Here is a 15,946-nt window from a genome sequence, read left to right as displayed (position 1 = left end):
GCAGGGACGCGGAGCGTCCCGGGAGGCATTACCACGCAGAGCGTGGGAACGATCAGTTACAGGGGTTAGTGTCGGTAATGGGATCCGGTATGTTGCTCAGGCAAATGCGCCTCTGCGTGAAACAGTTTTTCCCGCAGGCTGCCGCTGTCATAAGCGGTCTTGTACGACCCGCGCCGTTGCAACTCCGGAATCACCAGGTCGATGAAATCCACATAACTCTCCGGCGTGACGATTCGCGTCAGGTTGAAGCCATCCAGCCCGGTCTCGGCGATCCACGATTCCAGCTCATCAGCGACTTGCTCAGGCGAACCCACCACGGTGATGTAGCGACCACCGAGGGCGTGTTGCTCGAGCAATTTGCGGCGGGTCCAGTCGTTGTTTTGCAGGTTTTTGGTAGCGGACTGGATCGCGTTGCTCTTCACGTACTGGATCGGTTCGTCGATGTCGTACTCGGAAAAATCGATCCCGGTGGAAGCCGAGAAATGCGCCACGCCGGCCTCGGCACTGGCGTAGCTCAAGTACTCGGCGTGCTTGGCCCAGGCTGCCTCTTCGGTTTCGCCGACAATTACGTTCAACCCCATGAACACCTTGATGTCCTCAGGGTTGCGCCCGGCCTCGACGGCACTGGCGCGCACCTTGTCCACTTGAACCTTGGTCGACGGTTTGTTCTGGCCGCTGATGAACACGCACTCGGCATGCCGCCCGGCGAACAGCAAACCGCGATCCGAACTGCCGGCCTGGAACAGCACCGGTGTGCGCTGCGGCGAGGGTTCGCAGAGGTGATAACCCTCGACCTGATAGAACTCGCCCTTGTGCTCGACCTTGTGCACTTTCTCGGGCTGCGCGTAGATCCGCTGTTGCGGATCGTTAAGCACCGCGCCGTTTTCCCAGCTGCCTTCCCAGAGTTTGTAGAGCACTTGCAGGTATTCGTCGGCCTGGTCGTAACGACGGTCGTGTTCGACCTGTTCGCTCAGCCCCATGGCTTTGGCGGCGCTGTCGAGGTAGCCGGTGACGATGTTCCAGCCGACCCGACCACGGCTCAGGTGATCGAGGGTGGACATGCGTCGGGCGAACAGATACGGCGGTTCGTACGTCAGGTTGGCGGTGAGACCGAAGCCAAGGTTTTTGGTGACCACAGCCATGGCCGAGACCAGCAGCAGCGGGTCATTGACCGGCAACTGGATTGACTCTTTGAGCGGGACGTCCACCGAGTTTTGGTAGACGTCGTAAACCCCGACGATGTCGGCGATGAACAAGCCGTCGAACAGGCCACGCTCCAGCAATTGCGCCAGTTCGGTCCAGTATTCGATGGTTTTGTACTGGGTTGACGTGTCCCGTGGGTGCGTCCACAGACCATGATTGATGTGCCCGATGCAGTTCATGTTGAACGCGTTAAGCAAAATCCTTTTCTTCGCCATCAGATGGTCCCCCGCAGTGGCGGGTTTTCATCGTTGAGGTAGTAATTGCCCACCGCGTGATACTTCCAGCGCACCGGGTCGTGCAGCGTGTGCACCCGAGCGTTGCGCCAGTGACGATCCAGGCCGTGTTCAATCAAGGTTGCCTGGCTGCCGGCCAGTTCAAACAGCGTGCTGCCAGCGGCGAGGGAAATCTCGGTGCTGATGGCGCGGGCTTCGGCGACCGCAATCGACGCGGCGGCGACGGTCTCGGCGTTGGTGTCGGCCTGGGCCTTGTCGAGGAATTCGCCAGAGCGTTCCAGCAAGGCCTCGGCGGCGTGCAGGCGAATGCTCAAGTGGCCGAAGCTCTTGATGGTCAGCGGATCCTCGATGGCTTTGTCGTTGCCGGAATCGATCCACGGCCGGGTTTTGGTGCGCACGAAATGCAGCGCATCTTCATAGGCGGCGCGAGCGATGCCGGTGTCGATGGCGGCGTGAAGAATCTGCGCCAACGGGCCGACGGTGGTCGGGCGCTCGAACGCACTTTGAAACGGGATCACGTCTTCGGCGGCGACGTAAACATCTTCAAACACCACAGAACCGCTGCCGGTGGTGCGCTGGCCGAAGCCGCTCCAGTCGTCGATGACCGTCAGGCCCTTGGCATGACGAGGGACGAAAGCGAGTTGCTGAACGCCGTTTTCGTCCACGACCGAGGTCGGAATGCGCTGGGCATAAATCGCGCCCGTGGCGTAAAACTTGCGGCCGTTGATGCGGTAGCCGTCGCCGTCGCGAGTCAGGCTGGTAACGCGGTCATGGGCGGTTTTGGTGCCCAGTTCCGCGAGGGCATTGCCGAAGCGTTGCCCTGCCAGCACTTCGGCGTAGAGGCGTTTTTTCTGCTCTTCGCTGCCATTCACCCGCAGCACTTCGAGCGCGTAGAAATGGTTCTGCGGGATCTGGCCGAGGGAACCGTCAGCCTGGGCGATCAGCGCGATCACCTTGGCCAGGGTGACGTTGGAAACCCCGGCGCCGCCGTATTCTTTTGGCACGCTGATGCCCCAAAGGCCCGAGCGGGAAAACACTTCCAGTTCCGGGTGTGGCAAACGGCGTTCGCGGTCGCGCAGGGCGCTGTCGCGTTTGAAATCTTCGGCCAGGTCACTGGCGACGATCAGGGCTTGCTCATCGCTGGTGATGACCGCGACGTGGTGAGAAAGGGTCATGTGTTTCTCCAGAGATCTGGTCAAAAGTGTTCTGGTCGTTAGATCCAGGAGTGGCGAGCGGGCAGTGTGCCGTTCAGGTGATAGGTGCCGACGGCGTGATATTTCCAGCGCACCGGGTCGTGCAATGTGTGCACGCGGGCGTTGCGCCAATGGCGGTCGAGGTTGAATTCGGCGAGGGTGGCGCGGCTGCCGGCCAGTTCGAAAAGCTTTTCGCTGGCCAGCAGCGAGATCTCGGTGGTCAGCACTTTGGCTTCGGCCACGGCAATCGAGGCGCGGGCGGCGGACTCGGCGGTGAGCGGCGCAGCGTTGACCTGATCGAGCACTTGCCCGGCCTTGCGCAACAACGCTTCGGCGGCGTGCAGTTCTATTTTCAGTTTGCCGATGTCGGCGATCACATAAAGGTCGTCGCTGGCCCGTTCGACCTTGGCGTCGATCCACGGCCGCGCACGGGTTTTCACGAACTCGATAGCATCGTCGATGGCGCCCCGGGCAATGCCGGCGTCAATGGCAGCTTGAATCAGCTGCGACACGGCACCCTGAATGTTCGGGCTGTCGTTGATCTTCCAGTTATCCACCACCAGCTCGGCGTCGACCTGCACGTTGTTGAGCAAAATGGTGCCGCTGGCGGTGGTGCGTTGGCCGAAGCCCGACCAGTCATCAACGATGCGCAGCCCAGGAGTGCCGCGACGGACGAAGGCCAGAACCTGCTTGCCATCGTCGTTCAGCGCCTTGATGGCGACCCAGTGGGCGAACAGGGCTCCGGTGGAATAGAACTTCTGCCCGTTGAGGACGAAGCCGTCGCCGCTGGCGGTGATTCGCGCCTTGAGTACAAGGGTGTTTTTGGTGCCGCGCTCAGGTCCCCCGTTACCGATCCGCCAGCCGTCGAGCACGCTTTTGAACAGCTGCTTTTTTTGCGATTCAGTGGCGCTGCCGAGTAACAGATTGAGAATGCCGAACTGGTTTTGCGGGATCTGTCCCAGTGCCGGGTCGGCCGCGGAAATGATCGCGAAGACTTCGGTCAACGTGACGAACGAAACCTGCGGGCCACCGTACTCGCGCGGGATAGAAATGCTGCCCAGGCCGCTGCGGGTGAACTGTTCGATTTCCGACCACGGCAGCTTGCGCTGCTGGTCGCGTTTGGCTGCTTGCAGACGGGCGACTTGCGCCAGCTCATGGGCGGCTTTGATGGCTTGTGCGTCGTTACGCAAGACCTGCGCGGGCAACAACAACGGGGCGATGTCCAGATCACTCTGGACGATTGCATCTGCCAGACTGGACATCAGTGCCGCTCCTTGGCTGCACGCAATGCCCTGGCGATCTGCACTGGGGTGATTGTGTTCCGGACCATACCTACCTCACATCTCATGAAAACGCCGCGATGGTTGCGACGAACGAAAACAAGAATGTCCGGTGGTCCGGTGCATATACCCTAAGCGTGTATAAAAAATTAATAAACTAACTTTTAGGAATATGCATAGAAGGCGGTGCCACAGATTCATGTAGCAGCTGGCGAAGCCTGCGTTCGGCTGCGCAGCAGTCGTTAAAACAGGCGCCGCGGTTATTCAGGTTAATCGCGGATTCAGGATTTACGACTGCTGCGCAGCCGAACGCAGGCTTCGCCAGCTGCTACAAGGGATCTCAGTTTTTGCGGGGTTCGGCGGCCATGAGCATTTCTTTCGGCCGGGCCTTCAAGTACGGATTGGCGCAACCGATCTTCAGCCAGCGCGGCGGTGCCCAACGGGAGTTGTTGCCCGCCCGGTCGAGGATGCAATAAGTCACTTCCAGCCGCAGGTCTTCGCCGGCTTCGAGAATGATCGCCGGCGGCACCCAGACCTGAATCGGTTGACCGACATCGCAAGCCTTGAGCTTGGGCAGGTCCATGCGCACATCGCCCCAGCGCAAGGTGATTTCGTCGTCGGCGGCCATGTTCAGGTAAGGCTCGATGGTCAACGGAACACCGCGCTTGATCTGGTTCGGATTGACGCCCTGGCGGCGAATGGTCTCGGGAATGTTCACCGGCTCCAGACTCTGGTTTTCATCGCCGCACAGCGCCGACGGTTGGCCGCCGGGGCAGTCGAGTTTGATCTGCACTCGTCTGGTGGCTGAAAGGGTGGGGCCTTGCCCGATCTGCATGATCCGGTAGTGCACACGCGAGGTGCCATTGGCGATGAAGCTCTCGGGCACACGCAATTGGACCGGTTGGCCGACATCGTCAGCCGTCAGTACTCTGGAGGCCACGTAGCAGTTATCCCAGAACAGTTCGATCAGGTCGCCTTCGTCCATGCCGGAGTAGGGCGCCACATCGATCAGCAGGTGCGCCGCCGAGGTGATGTTGATGCAGGTCTTGTGAGATTGCGCCAGAGTTGGGGCCGCAAGTTCGGGTTTGTTCGAAGTGCTTGTCATGGGATTCTCCTTGAAGCCTTGCAGCGAAAGTCCGTTTCTGAAAGTTCGAAAGGCGTGAATTACCGGGCAACAAAACTGTTCACTGTGTGTGAAATTAAATAGTGAATGAGTGCGAGGTTAATTGCCTGTTGGAGACTAGATAAGAGTGCGCTTGTATAAGTGTCAATAGAGTTTGTTAGTTAAGTATTGGATCGTGTGTTATTCAGAAAAATCCTACGCAGTGGAGTTAATAAGCTGCACCGCTCTGTCGAATTTGACCTTGTTCTATGGGCTTTTGGCGGCGGTGTCGACGGCGAAGCCCGGCACGGCGAGGGTGCGGGTCTTGGCTGGATTTTAAGCGAGGTTATTCTGTTGCAGGAGATATATATGTACCGCCTGCGGCTATAAGAATTTATCTATTGTTCAAAGAGGTGAACAAGCGAAGAGCCTATATCGAGGGTTTTGTTGGTGGGAGTGGTTGTTACTTCCATCCATGGAAGTTAACAAGTAGTGAGGCGATGTTTCAGTGCTGGGCGTTAGTCAGGAACTTGCTGAGAAACTGCTTCGTCCGCTCTTCTTTCGGATTGGCAAACAGGGCCTTGGCTTCGCCTTGTTCGACGATCACACCTTTGTCGAAAAACACCACGCGGTTCGCCACGTCCCGGGCAAAGCCCATTTCGTGGGTGACGATAACCATGGTGCGCCGCTCTTCGGCGAGGCTGCGGATGGTCGCCAGCACTTCACCTACCAGCTCCGGGTCGAGGGCTGAGGTCGGTTCGTCGAACAGAATCACTTCCGGCTCCATCGCCAGCGCGCGGGCAATCGCCACACGCTGTTGCTGACCACCGGAAAGGCGACGCGGGTACGCATCTTCCTTGCCCGCCAGGCCGACCCTGGCCATCAGCTTTTTACCCAGGGCAACGGCTTCGGCGTGCGGGATCTTCTTTACGATGATCGGGCCTTCGATAACGTTTTCCAGGGCAGTGCGATGAGGGAACAGGTTGAAGTTCTGGAACACGAAACCCACGTGCTGGCGCAAACGTCGCACCAGGCTTTGCTGCTGGTTCAGCGGACGGCTGCCATCGATCTCGATGTCACCGACCTTGATCCGGCCGCTGGTGGGTTCTTCAAGAAAATTCAGGCAACGCAGGAACGTGGTTTTACCCGAGCCGCTAGGCCCGATGATCGCCACCACCTCACCTTCCTTCACTTGCAGATCGATGCCGTTGAGCACCACTTGACCCTTGAACTGCTTTGTCAGTTTTTCCACGACAATCATTGGGTCAGGACTCCAGATCGTGCCGATTGACCCGTGCTTCCAACTGGTTCTGCAGGTGCGAAAGCACCGTGGCCAGAACCCAGTAGATCAGCGCGGCGGCAAGGTACATGGTGAAAATTTCAAAGGTACGGGCGGTAATCAGCTGCGCCTGACGGAACAGTTCCGGCACCTGGATCGTGGCTGCCAGCGCGGTGTCCTTCACCAGCGAAATGAAGCTGTTGCCCAATGGTGGCAGGGCCGTGCGCATCGCTTGCGGCAGGATGGCCCGGCGCAGGGTCTGCGCGCGGGTCATGCCGATACTCGCGGCGGCTTCCCACTGGCCGCGCTCGATGGAGCTGATCGCGGCACGGAGGATTTCGCAGGCATAGGCCGCCATGTTCAGCGAGAAGCCGATCAGGGCCGCCGGCAGCGGATCAAGTTCGATGCCCAATTGCGGCAAGCCGTAATAGATCACGAACAGTTGCACCAGCAACGGCGTGCCGCGAAAGAACGACACGTAGATGCGGGCGATCCAGCTCACCAGTTTGAAGCGCGACAGGCGCATCAATGCCAGGCCGAAGCCCATCACCAGGCCGAAGAACATCCCGCCCAGGCTCAAGATCACCGTGTAGTACGCGCCCTTCAGCAGGAAAGGCGCGGAATCCAGCGCAAGTTGGAAAGCTTCTCCCATTATTGAGTGACGTCAGCGCTGAAGTATTTTTCCGACAGCTTTTTCAGCGTACCGTCGGCACGCAGCTTGTCGATGGCTTTGTTCACCGCGGCCAGCAACTCAGGCTCGCCTTTGCGCAGGGCAATACCGGCTTCCTGGCGGGAGAACGCTTCGCCGGCGGCGGAAGTGTCCTTGGCCTTCCTGGCGTATTCCAGGGCGGCGAGGCGGTCGATCAGAATGGCGTCGATGCGGCCAACGCGCAGGTCCTGGAACTTGGTCGGATCATCTTCGTAGGTGCGGATGTCAGCCTTGGGCACATTCTCTTTCACCCATTGCTCGTAGTTGGTGCCCAGGCCTACGCCGACTTTCTTGCCGGCCAGATCGGCGGCGGTCTTGATGGTGTCTTTGTTTTTGGTCAGGGTCAGCGCCTGAATCCCGGAAACGGTGTACGGCGTGGAGAAGTCGTACTTCTTCTTGCGTTCTTCGGTGATGGTCACCTGGTTGATCACCGCGTCCAGACGCTTGGATTCCAACGCAGCGAGGATGCCTTCCCATTTGGTCGGCTGCAATTTGACTTTCACGCCCAGCTCTTTGGCCAGGGCTTCGGAAAACTCGACTTCGAAGCCGGCCAGTTTGCCGTCGGCGTCGACGAAACTGAACGGTGGGTAAGTGCCTTCCAGACCCACGTTGATCACGCCGGCGTCTTTGATTTTTTGCAGTTGCTCACCGGCAACCGCTTGCCCCAGCAGACCGGCGCTCAGCGCCAGGCCCAGCGAACCAACCAGCAGGTTTCGACGTAGTGCGGAAAAATTCATGACAAGCCCCTGTGTTTTCTTATGAAGACGCTTTTAGGAATGTTGGCAAAATCGGGATTTGGACGACTGCGATATCCTGCCCTAAAGCAGCGTATGCGTCTCGCTGCAAATTCGCCTGCGGCGTGACTATATGATGGCGGCTTTAGATTGGAAAATAATGAATATCAAGTTTGTTATTCTTTTTTTAGCTAAGTGATCGTTCCCACGCAGAGCGGGGAACGATCGGCTACAAAAAGTCTTTGTACGCGAACAGTGCCGGCGCCCCGCCGGTGTGCAGGAAGATGATCGGACCGTCATTGAAGCGCTGGCGCCCGATGCCATCGAGCAAACCCGCCATGGCTTTGCCGGTGTAAACCGGGTCCAGCAGCAAGCCTTCCTGACCCGCCACCAGCTTCACGGCGGCCAATGTCCCGGCATTCGGTTCGCCGTAGCGCGGGCCGAAATATTCGTCCCACAATTCCACCTTGAAACTCGCCGACAGGCTCACGCCCAGCAGCTCGGCAGTGCGTTCGGCGAGGCCCTGGACTTTCGGGCGCTGGTCTTCGTCGCTGCGAGAAACCGTGACACCAATCACTGGCAAATCCGGCAGTGCTTCACTCAACGCCAACGCCAGACCGCTATGGGTCCCGGCGCTGCCCGAAGCCAGCACCACGGCCGCAAATGTCAGCCCGGTGTCCTTGATCTGCTCGGCCAATTCCAGGCCGGCACGCACATAACCCAAAGCGCCCAATGCGTTGGAGCCACCAATCGGCACCAGATACGGCTTCTTGCCGTTGTTGCGCAGGCGATCTGCCAGGGCCTGCAATTGTTCGTCGGCATTGTCGAGGTTTTCCACCAGCTCGACCTTGGCGTCGAACAGGTCCAGCAACAGTCGATTGCCGTTACCGACATAGTTGGCGTCGTCGGTACCCAAGGGGTTTTCCAGCAGGGCTACGCAGCCCAGGCCAAGCTTGGCCGCAATGGCGGCGGTTTGGCGCACGTGGTTGGACTGAAGCGCGCCAGCGGTGATCAAGGTGTCGGCGCCTTGTGCCAGCGCATCGGCCGCCAGGTATTCGAGTTTGCGCAGCTTGTTGCCGCCCATCGCCAGCGGCGTCAGGTCATCACGCTTGACGTATACATCGCGGCCCAGCCAGGCCGACAGGCGTTCGAGTTTTTCCAGGGCGGTAGGATGACCGAGCAAGTCGAGACGGTTAAAGCGGGCAAGCTGTTGTTTGATCATGGGGTCCGTACTGGGGGAGGGAGATGACAGGACTATAGGCACGCCTATTTAGCGGGGCAACTGCCAATCGGCCTTATGCCAAAAAGTGCTGAGTACAGCACAATCGGTTCTTAATTCGGCTTCCAGAGCATGCCGTAAAGTAATCGCGGTTAACGCGGCCAGACAGTCCGGCCGCCCGTGAGGAGTTTTTACCGTGAGCGAGCGTTCCAGTCATTGGCAACTGCAGACCATCGTCAGCCAACTGCGCACGGCGCGTGACCAGTGGCGGCTACAAAATGGCCGCGCCAGCACCGAACAGGGCGGTCGCGAGTTGCCTTCCCGAGCGGCCATGGCAGAGATTCTCGAAGCCCTCTGCGGCGCGTTGTTCCCGATGCGCCTGGGACCGGTGGATTTGCGCGAGGAGAGTGAAGATTTCTACGTCGGCCACACGCTGGACGTTGCGTTGAACGCGTTGCTGGCTCAGGCGCGACTCGAACTGCGCTACGCCGCTCGCCACAGTGCCCAGGCCGACACCGAGGTCGAGGCCAAGACCATCCAGATCATTCAGGACTTCGCCCTCGCATTGCCGGGGCTGCGCAGTCTGCTCGACACCGACGTGCTGGCGGCTTATCACGGCGATCCGGCGGCTCGCAGCGTCGATGAAGTGTTGCTGTGCTATCCGGGGATTCTGGCGGTGATTCACCATCGCCTGGCCCACCATTTGTACCGCGCCGGGTTGCCGCTGCTGGCACGGATCAGCGCGGAAATCGCGCACTCGGCCACCGGCATCGACATTCACCCTGGCGCGCAGATTGGTCGCAGCTTCTTCATCGATCACGGGACGGGTGTGGTGATCGGCGAGACCGCCATCATCGGCGAGCGTGTGCGGATTTATCAGGCCGTGACGTTGGGCGCCAAGCGTTTCCCGGCAGATGAAGACGGTCAGTTGCAGAAGGGGCAGCCGCGACATCCGATTGTCGAGGATGACGTGGTGATCTATGCCGGTGCGACGATTCTGGGGCGGATCACCATCGGCAAGGGCTCGACCATTGGCGGCAATGTCTGGCTGACCCGCAGCGTGCCGGCGGGTAGCAACCTGACTCAGGCGAATCTGCAGCATGATGACGGGACGCAGAAGTAAGCCCGTAAATCTTCGCTGACTGACCCGGCCTCTTCGCGAGCAGGCTCGCTCCCACAGTGGATTGATGTTGGACACGGATCTGTGAACGACACTTCTCCCTGTGGGAGTGAGCCTGCTCGCGATTGGATTTCAAACCGAACCCGGATAATGGCATTTAGCTAATTCTCGACTGAACGAATCCTCTAAATCCCCCGTCATACCCATCCTTGAGCTAGCGTCAGATACTTACCGCCGAGCCTTGCGATTAGTCCTTAGCACCCTATTCATGTTTAACTTGAACGCTCATTCAAGTTAAACCGCCGGTTTGCTGCCCGCTCACAACAGGAGGCTTGCCTTTGCCGAGTCCGTTATTGATTGCCCTGTTTCACCCCCTTGAGGTGCACCTTTCATGAGTGCATCGCCCACCCCCGCCAGCGGTCAGGTCCGCATGAATCCGCCGGTTTTTTATTTCGCGGCGACCTTTATCTTGTTGTTCGCCGTGGTGGTCATGGCGATACCCGAACAGGCTGGTGCCTGGCTTCTGGAAGCGCAAAACTGGGCGGCCAACACGGTCGGCTGGTACTACATGCTCGCGATGACCCTGTATCTGGTCTTCGTGGTGGTCACCGCCTTGTCCGGCTACGGCAAGATCAAGCTCGGTGCCGACCACGACGAACCCGAATTCAGTTACCTGTCCTGGGCCGGCATGCTGTTCGCCGCCGGGATCAGCATCACGCTGTTCTTCTTTTGCGTATCTGAACCGCTGACCCATTTGGCGCAACCGCCGCAAGGCGAGGCCGGCACGGCGGATGCGGCGCGTCAGGCGATGCAGATTCTGTTCCTGCACTGGGGCCTGCATGGCTGGGGCGTGTTTGCCTTTGTCGGCATGGCGCTGGCGTACTTTGCGTATCGCCATAACCTGCCGCTGGCCCTGCGTTCGGCGCTTTATCCGCTGATCGGCAAGCGCATCAATGGCCCGATCGGTTACGCGGTGGACGGCTTCGGCATCATCGCCACGGTGTTCGGCCTCGGTGCCGACATGGGCTTTGGCGTGTTGCACCTCAACTCAGGTCTGGACTACCTGTTCGGCATCGCTCACACCCAGTGGATTCAGGTCGGCCTGATCACGCTGATGATGGGCGCGGCGATCATCGTCGCGGTGTCTGGCGTCGATAAAGGCGTGCGCGTGATGTCCGACATCAACATGCTGCTGGCCTGCGCGCTGCTGCTGTTCGTGTTGTTCGCCGGCCCGACCCAGCATTTGCTCAACACCTTGATCCAGAACATCGGTGACTACCTCGGCGCCTTGCCGATGAAGAGTTTCGACCTCTACGCCTACGACAAACCCAGTGACTGGCTGGGCGGCTGGACGGTGTTCTACTGGGCCTGGTGGATCGCATGGTCGCCGTTCGTGGGCCTGTTCATCGCACGGATTTCCCGTGGCCGGACCATCCGCGAATTCGTCTTCGGCGTGCTGTTGATTCCGCTCGGCTTCACCCTGGCGTGGATGTCGATCTTCGGCAACAGCGCCATCGACCAGGTCCTCAACCACGGCATGAGTGCCCTTGGCATGTCGGCCATCGATAACCCGTCGATGACCCTCTACCTGCTGCTGGAAACCTACCCGTGGAGCAAAACCGTCATCGCGGTCACGGTGTTCATCAGCTTCGTGTTCTTCGTGACATCTGCCGATTCCGGCACCGTCGTGCTGTCGACACTGTCCGCCAAGGGCGGCAATCCTGATGAAGACGGGCCGAAATGGCTGCGGGTGTTCTGGGGCGCAATGACCGCGCTGGTGACCAGTGCGCTGCTGTTTTCCGGCAGTATCGATGCGCTGAAGTCAGCGGTGGTCCTGACCTCGTTGCCGTTCTCGATGATCTTGCTGCTGATGATGTGGGGGCTGCACAAGGCGTTCTACCTGGAGTCGCAGAAGCAGATCGCGCAACTGCATTCGCTGGCGCCGGTGTCCGGATCGCGGCGAGGCGGCTGGCGTCAGCGCCTGAGTCAGGCCGTGCATTTCCCGTCACGGGATGAGGTCTATCGTTTCCTCGATACGACGGTGCGTCCGGCGATTGAAGAAGTCTCGGCGGTGTTCGTTGAGAAGGGTTTGAAGGTGGTCACACAGCCGGACCCGGCCAACGACAACGTCAGCCTGGAAATCGGTCATGGTGAGGAGCGTCCGTTCATTTATCAGGTGCAGATGCGCGGCTACTTCACGCCGTCCTTCGCCCGTGGCGGCATGGGTTCCAAGGAACTCAACAACCGTCGTTACTACCGGGCCGAAGTGCATTTGAGCGAGGGCAGTCAGGATTACGATCTGGTGGGTTACACCAAGGAGCAGATCATCAACGACATCCTCGATCAGTACGAACGACATCTGCAATTCCTGCATCTGGTGCGTTGATCGAGAACCGGTGGCGCCGAGCCTTTTTCAGGTCTCGGCGCTCAACACCATGTACAGCACCAGCGCCGCCACCGGCACACTGAACACCACCGTGCCGATCATCAGTTCCGTACTCAATGACTGGCCGGCGGTGACCATGCCAACGGCACCATTGATCAACGTCAACGCCAGCCACAGGACCACGAAGCTGTAGGTCAGCGTCTGTTGGCTGAAGCCGATTTTCTCGCCGATGAACAACATCAGCGCCAGCAGGATCAGGCCGAAAGTGATGATGATCGTGGTGTGCATGGTGGGTTCCGCCCTTCAGATGTGTGTCGCTTTTGCGGCCGCCTTCGCAAGCAGGCTCGCTCCCACAGGATTGCGACGACCTTGTGGGTGCGAGCCTGCTCGCGATAGGGGCGCTGCGGTGTCAAGTGAGCATAGTTAAACCAGCCCACCGTTGACGCGCAGGATTTGCCCGTTGACCCACGCCGAGTCCGGGCCGACCAGAAAAGACACAACGCGAGCGATGTCTTCTGGCTGAGCCAGACGTTCCAGCGGGGCCATCTTGGCGAAAGTCTGGATCTGCTCTTCGCTCTTGCCGTGCAGGAACAGGTCGGTCGCCACCGGACCGGGGGCCACGGCGTTGACGGTGATATTGCGACCGCGCATTTCCTTGGCGAACACCTGGGTCAGGGATTCCACCGCCGCTTTGCTCGCGATGTACACCGCGTAACCTGGCAGGTTCAGGCCGACGGTGCTGCTGGAGAAGTTGATGATCCGCCCCCCAGCGTTCAGGCGGGTGGCGGCTTCACGCAGGGTGTTGAACGTGCCGCGAGCGTGGATGTTGAAGGTCTGGTCGAACAGTTCGTCAGTGTGTTGCGCCAGCGGCAGCACTTTGAGAATGCCGGCGTTGTTGACCAGCACATCGACCTTGCCCAGTTGCATTTCGGTCTCGTCGAACAGCCGGCGTACGTCGTCGGCGTTCGCTACATCCGCCTTGATCGCTATGGCCTGATGCCCGGCCTGACGCAATTCCACCACCAGTCTTGAAGCTTCGGTGGCACTGCTGGCGTAGTTGATGGCGACGGCGAAACCTTGTTTGGCCAGATGTTTGGCGATCACCGCGCCGATGCCACGGGAGGCGCCGGTCACGATGGCAACTTTCGAAGTTTGGTTCGTCATGGCGGTAATTCCTTTGAAGTTGATGGCTTGGGGTGAAGCCAGATTCACATGTTTACTCAGGCCAATAAATGCACGAGAGTTGCCTTCACTGTTCAATAATCGCCAACAATCAATCGCCAGGAGACCCGCGTGGATCAAGTCAAAGCGATGAAGGTTTTCGTACGGATCTACGAGCGCAGCAGCTTCACGCTGGCTGCCGACGACCTGAACCTGCCGCGGGCGACGCTGACCCACACGCTGAATCAATTCGAAGCCTGGCTCGGTACGCGTTTATTGGAGCGAAGTACCCGCAAGGTACGTCCTACACTGGATGGCGAGGCGTACTACCTGCGTTGCGTGCAGCTGCTGGCGGAGCTGGAAGAAGCCGAACTGGCATTCCGAAGCGTCGCCCCGAAGGGCCGATTGCGCGTGGATTTGCATGGCACGCTGGCCAGGCACTTCGTCATCCCGGCGTTGCCGCAGTTCATGGCGCGCTACCCGGACATCGAACTGTCCATCAGCGAGGCCGACCGCTTTGTCGACCTGATCGCTGAAGGCGTCGACTGCGTGCTGCGCGCCGGCACCTTGGGCGACTCCGCGCTGATCGGCCGCCGCGTTGCCAACCTGCGCCAAATCACCTGCGCCAGCCCCGCGTATTTGCGCAAATACGGCGAACCGACAAGCTTCGACGACCTGAAGCATCATCGTGCCGTGAACTACGTCTCGCGCACGACTGCCAAGTTATTTCCCTTCGAATTCATGGTTGACGGCGAGCTGAAGGAAGTCGCCATCGATGGCGCGCTTTCCGTGTTCGGCGCAGAAATTTATGCGGCGTCGGCGATCGCCGGGCTGGGCCTGATCCAGTGCCCGCATTACCGAATGGAGACGCAGATTTCCCAGGGTCTGGTGCAGGAAGTCCTGATCGACACGCCACCACCGCCGATGCCGGTTTCGGTGTTGTATCCGCACAACCGACACATGTCGCCACGGGTTCGGGTGTTTGTGGATTGGTTGGGGGAAGTGTTTGCGGGGGCTGTTTGACCTTGCTCGCTGCTCTTGATCGTTCCCACAGAGCGTGGGAACGATCATATGAAACGTTTCAGCATTTTCTCGAGTCCGAGGTTTATCGGCGTTTGTCTGGGCGTATGCTGGGCAACTTGCGAAGCAGTCGATACCAACTTCAAGACAGACAAGAGAGGATTCGATGACCTACACCGCTGCCGAAAACCGCTACGACTCCATCCCTTACCGCCGCGTGGGGCGCAGCGGGCTGGTGCTGCCGGCACTGTCTCTGGGCCTGTGGCACAACTTCGGCGACAGCACGCCGATCGACACCCAGCGATCGTTGCTGCGTACTGCGTTTGATTTGGGCATCAACCATTTCGACCTGGCCAACAACTACGGCCCGCCGTATGGCAGTGCCGAGATCAATTTCGGTCGTTTGCTGCGTGAAGACTTCAAGCAGTATCGCGACGAGCTGATCATCTCCAGCAAGGCCGGTTGGGACATGTGGGCCGGCCCTTATGGTCAGGGCGGCGGTTCGCGCAAATACGTGCTGGCCAGCCTTGATCAGAGCCTGCAGCGCCTGGGCCTGGACTACGTGGACATCTTCTATTCCCACCGCTTCGACCCGGACACGCCGCTGGAAGAAACCGCCAGCGCACTGGCCACCGCGGTGCAACAGGGCAAGGCGTTGTACATCGGTATCTCTTCGTACTCGGGGGTTAAAACCCGGGAAATGGCCGCGCTGCTGAAAGAGTGGAAAGTCCCGTTGCTGATTCATCAGCCGGCTTACAACCTGCTCAACCGTTGGGTGGAAAAAGACCTGCTGGATACGACGGACGAACTCGGTGCCGGCGTGATTGCGTTTACGCCGTTGGCTCAGGGGTTATTGACCGACAAGTACCTCAACGGTGTGCCGGCCGACGCGCGGGTCAATCGTCCGGGAGGTGGTTCGTTGCAGGCGGCGCACCTGTCCGAAGCCAACATCGCCCATGTGCGTGCGCTGAATGAGATCGCCCAGCGTCGCGGTCAGAGCCTGGCGCAGCTGGCATTGGCCTGGACGTTACGCGATCCGCGCGTGACGTCGGCGTTGATCGGTGCGAGCCGGCCGGAGCAGATTATCGAGAATGTCGGGGCGTTGAAGAATCTGAGCTTTAGCGCAGAGGAATTGGCGGAGATTGACCGGTTTGCCCAAGAGGGCGGGGTCAATCTTTGGGAGAAGCCTTCAACGGCTGAATAACCTCTAACTGATCGTTCCCACGCTCTGCGTGGGAATGCCTCAACGGACGCTCCGCGTTCGGCTCTTGATGGGACGCGGAGCGTCCCGGGCTGCATTCCCACGC

The 15,946-nt window shown here is 59.5% G+C and carries 14 protein-coding genes; 4 read left to right on the top strand and 10 right to left on the bottom strand.

What is annotated here, in order from left to right; translation table 11 throughout:
- Positions 1–65: 65 nt before the first annotated feature.
- The 8 genes from AC3WP4_RS27105 to AC3WP4_RS27070 all read right to left on the bottom strand — a co-directional run bounded on the left by AC3WP4_RS27105 (position 66) and on the right by AC3WP4_RS27070 (position 8,955).
- Positions 66–1,418 carry an LLM class flavin-dependent oxidoreductase gene (locus AC3WP4_RS27105; RefSeq protein WP_102615005.1) on the bottom strand — a complete coding sequence of 451 codons (1,353 nt, stop codon included), beginning with the start codon at positions 1,416–1,418 and terminating at the stop codon, positions 66–68.
- Positions 1,418–2,611, bottom strand: coding sequence for an SfnB family sulfur acquisition oxidoreductase (locus AC3WP4_RS27100; RefSeq protein ID WP_074872523.1), 1,194 nt, complete (start codon positions 2,609–2,611; stop codon positions 1,418–1,420). The genes AC3WP4_RS27105 and AC3WP4_RS27100 overlap by 1 nt, the downstream gene beginning before the upstream one ends.
- A gap of 38 nt (positions 2,612–2,649) precedes the next feature.
- Positions 2,650–3,891 (bottom strand): SfnB family sulfur acquisition oxidoreductase, encoded by a 1,242-nt coding sequence (locus AC3WP4_RS27095; protein WP_102615004.1) that lies wholly within the window; start codon positions 3,889–3,891, stop codon positions 2,650–2,652.
- A 358-nt stretch (positions 3,892–4,249) separates the two neighbouring features.
- Positions 4,250–5,014 (bottom strand): hypothetical protein, encoded by a 765-nt coding sequence (locus AC3WP4_RS27090; RefSeq protein WP_102615003.1) that lies wholly within the window; start codon positions 5,012–5,014, stop codon positions 4,250–4,252.
- 502 nt (positions 5,015–5,516) lie between these two features.
- Positions 5,517–6,272 carry an L-cystine ABC transporter ATP-binding protein TcyN gene (gene tcyN / locus AC3WP4_RS27085; RefSeq protein ID WP_076029053.1) on the bottom strand — a complete coding sequence of 252 codons (756 nt, stop codon included), beginning with the start codon at positions 6,270–6,272 and terminating at the stop codon, positions 5,517–5,519.
- A gap of 4 nt (positions 6,273–6,276) precedes the next feature.
- Positions 6,277–6,942: a cystine ABC transporter permease gene (tcyL, locus tag AC3WP4_RS27080; protein WP_074872530.1), complete on the bottom strand. Its 666-nt coding sequence runs from the start codon at positions 6,940–6,942 to the stop codon at positions 6,277–6,279.
- Positions 6,942–7,736 (bottom strand): cystine ABC transporter substrate-binding protein, encoded by a 795-nt coding sequence (gene tcyJ, locus AC3WP4_RS27075; RefSeq protein ID WP_074872532.1) that lies wholly within the window; start codon positions 7,734–7,736, stop codon positions 6,942–6,944. Before tcyJ ends, tcyL begins: the two co-directional genes overlap by 1 nt.
- Before the next feature lie 226 nt (positions 7,737–7,962).
- Positions 7,963–8,955 (bottom strand): D-cysteine desulfhydrase, encoded by a 993-nt coding sequence (locus AC3WP4_RS27070; RefSeq protein WP_102615002.1) that lies wholly within the window; start codon positions 8,953–8,955, stop codon positions 7,963–7,965.
- A gap of 193 nt (positions 8,956–9,148) precedes the next feature.
- Between AC3WP4_RS27070 and epsC the strand changes: the two genes are divergently transcribed.
- Both epsC and betT read left to right on the top strand, forming a co-directional pair.
- Positions 9,149–10,075 carry a serine O-acetyltransferase EpsC gene (gene epsC / locus AC3WP4_RS27065; protein ID WP_033058482.1) on the top strand — a complete coding sequence of 309 codons (927 nt, stop codon included), beginning with the start codon at positions 9,149–9,151 and terminating at the stop codon, positions 10,073–10,075.
- Between the two features lie 427 nt (positions 10,076–10,502).
- Positions 10,503–12,458 (top strand): choline transporter BetT, encoded by a 1,956-nt coding sequence (betT, locus tag AC3WP4_RS27060; protein ID WP_173860443.1) that lies wholly within the window; start codon positions 10,503–10,505, stop codon positions 12,456–12,458.
- A 27-nt stretch (positions 12,459–12,485) separates the two neighbouring features.
- Here betT and AC3WP4_RS27055 read toward each other — a convergent pair whose 3' ends face one another.
- Positions 12,486–12,746 (bottom strand): hypothetical protein, encoded by a 261-nt coding sequence (locus AC3WP4_RS27055; RefSeq protein ID WP_102615000.1) that lies wholly within the window; start codon positions 12,744–12,746, stop codon positions 12,486–12,488.
- 135 nt (positions 12,747–12,881) lie between these two features.
- Positions 12,882–13,622, bottom strand: coding sequence for an SDR family oxidoreductase (locus AC3WP4_RS27050; RefSeq protein WP_102614999.1), 741 nt, complete (start codon positions 13,620–13,622; stop codon positions 12,882–12,884).
- 129 nt (positions 13,623–13,751) lie between these two features.
- Here AC3WP4_RS27050 and AC3WP4_RS27045 point away from each other — a divergent pair, with 129 nt between their 5' ends.
- Positions 13,752–14,642, top strand: coding sequence for a LysR family transcriptional regulator (locus AC3WP4_RS27045; RefSeq protein ID WP_102614998.1), 891 nt, complete (start codon positions 13,752–13,754; stop codon positions 14,640–14,642).
- Between the two features lie 163 nt (positions 14,643–14,805).
- Positions 14,806–15,843 carry an L-glyceraldehyde 3-phosphate reductase gene (gene mgrA / locus AC3WP4_RS27040; protein WP_102614997.1) on the top strand — a complete coding sequence of 346 codons (1,038 nt, stop codon included), beginning with the start codon at positions 14,806–14,808 and terminating at the stop codon, positions 15,841–15,843.
- Positions 15,844–15,946 lie beyond the last annotated feature (103 nt).

It is taken from the genome of Pseudomonas sp. FW305-20 (assembly GCF_058788075.1).
This window is presented reverse-complemented; position numbering and strand designations above follow the sequence as displayed.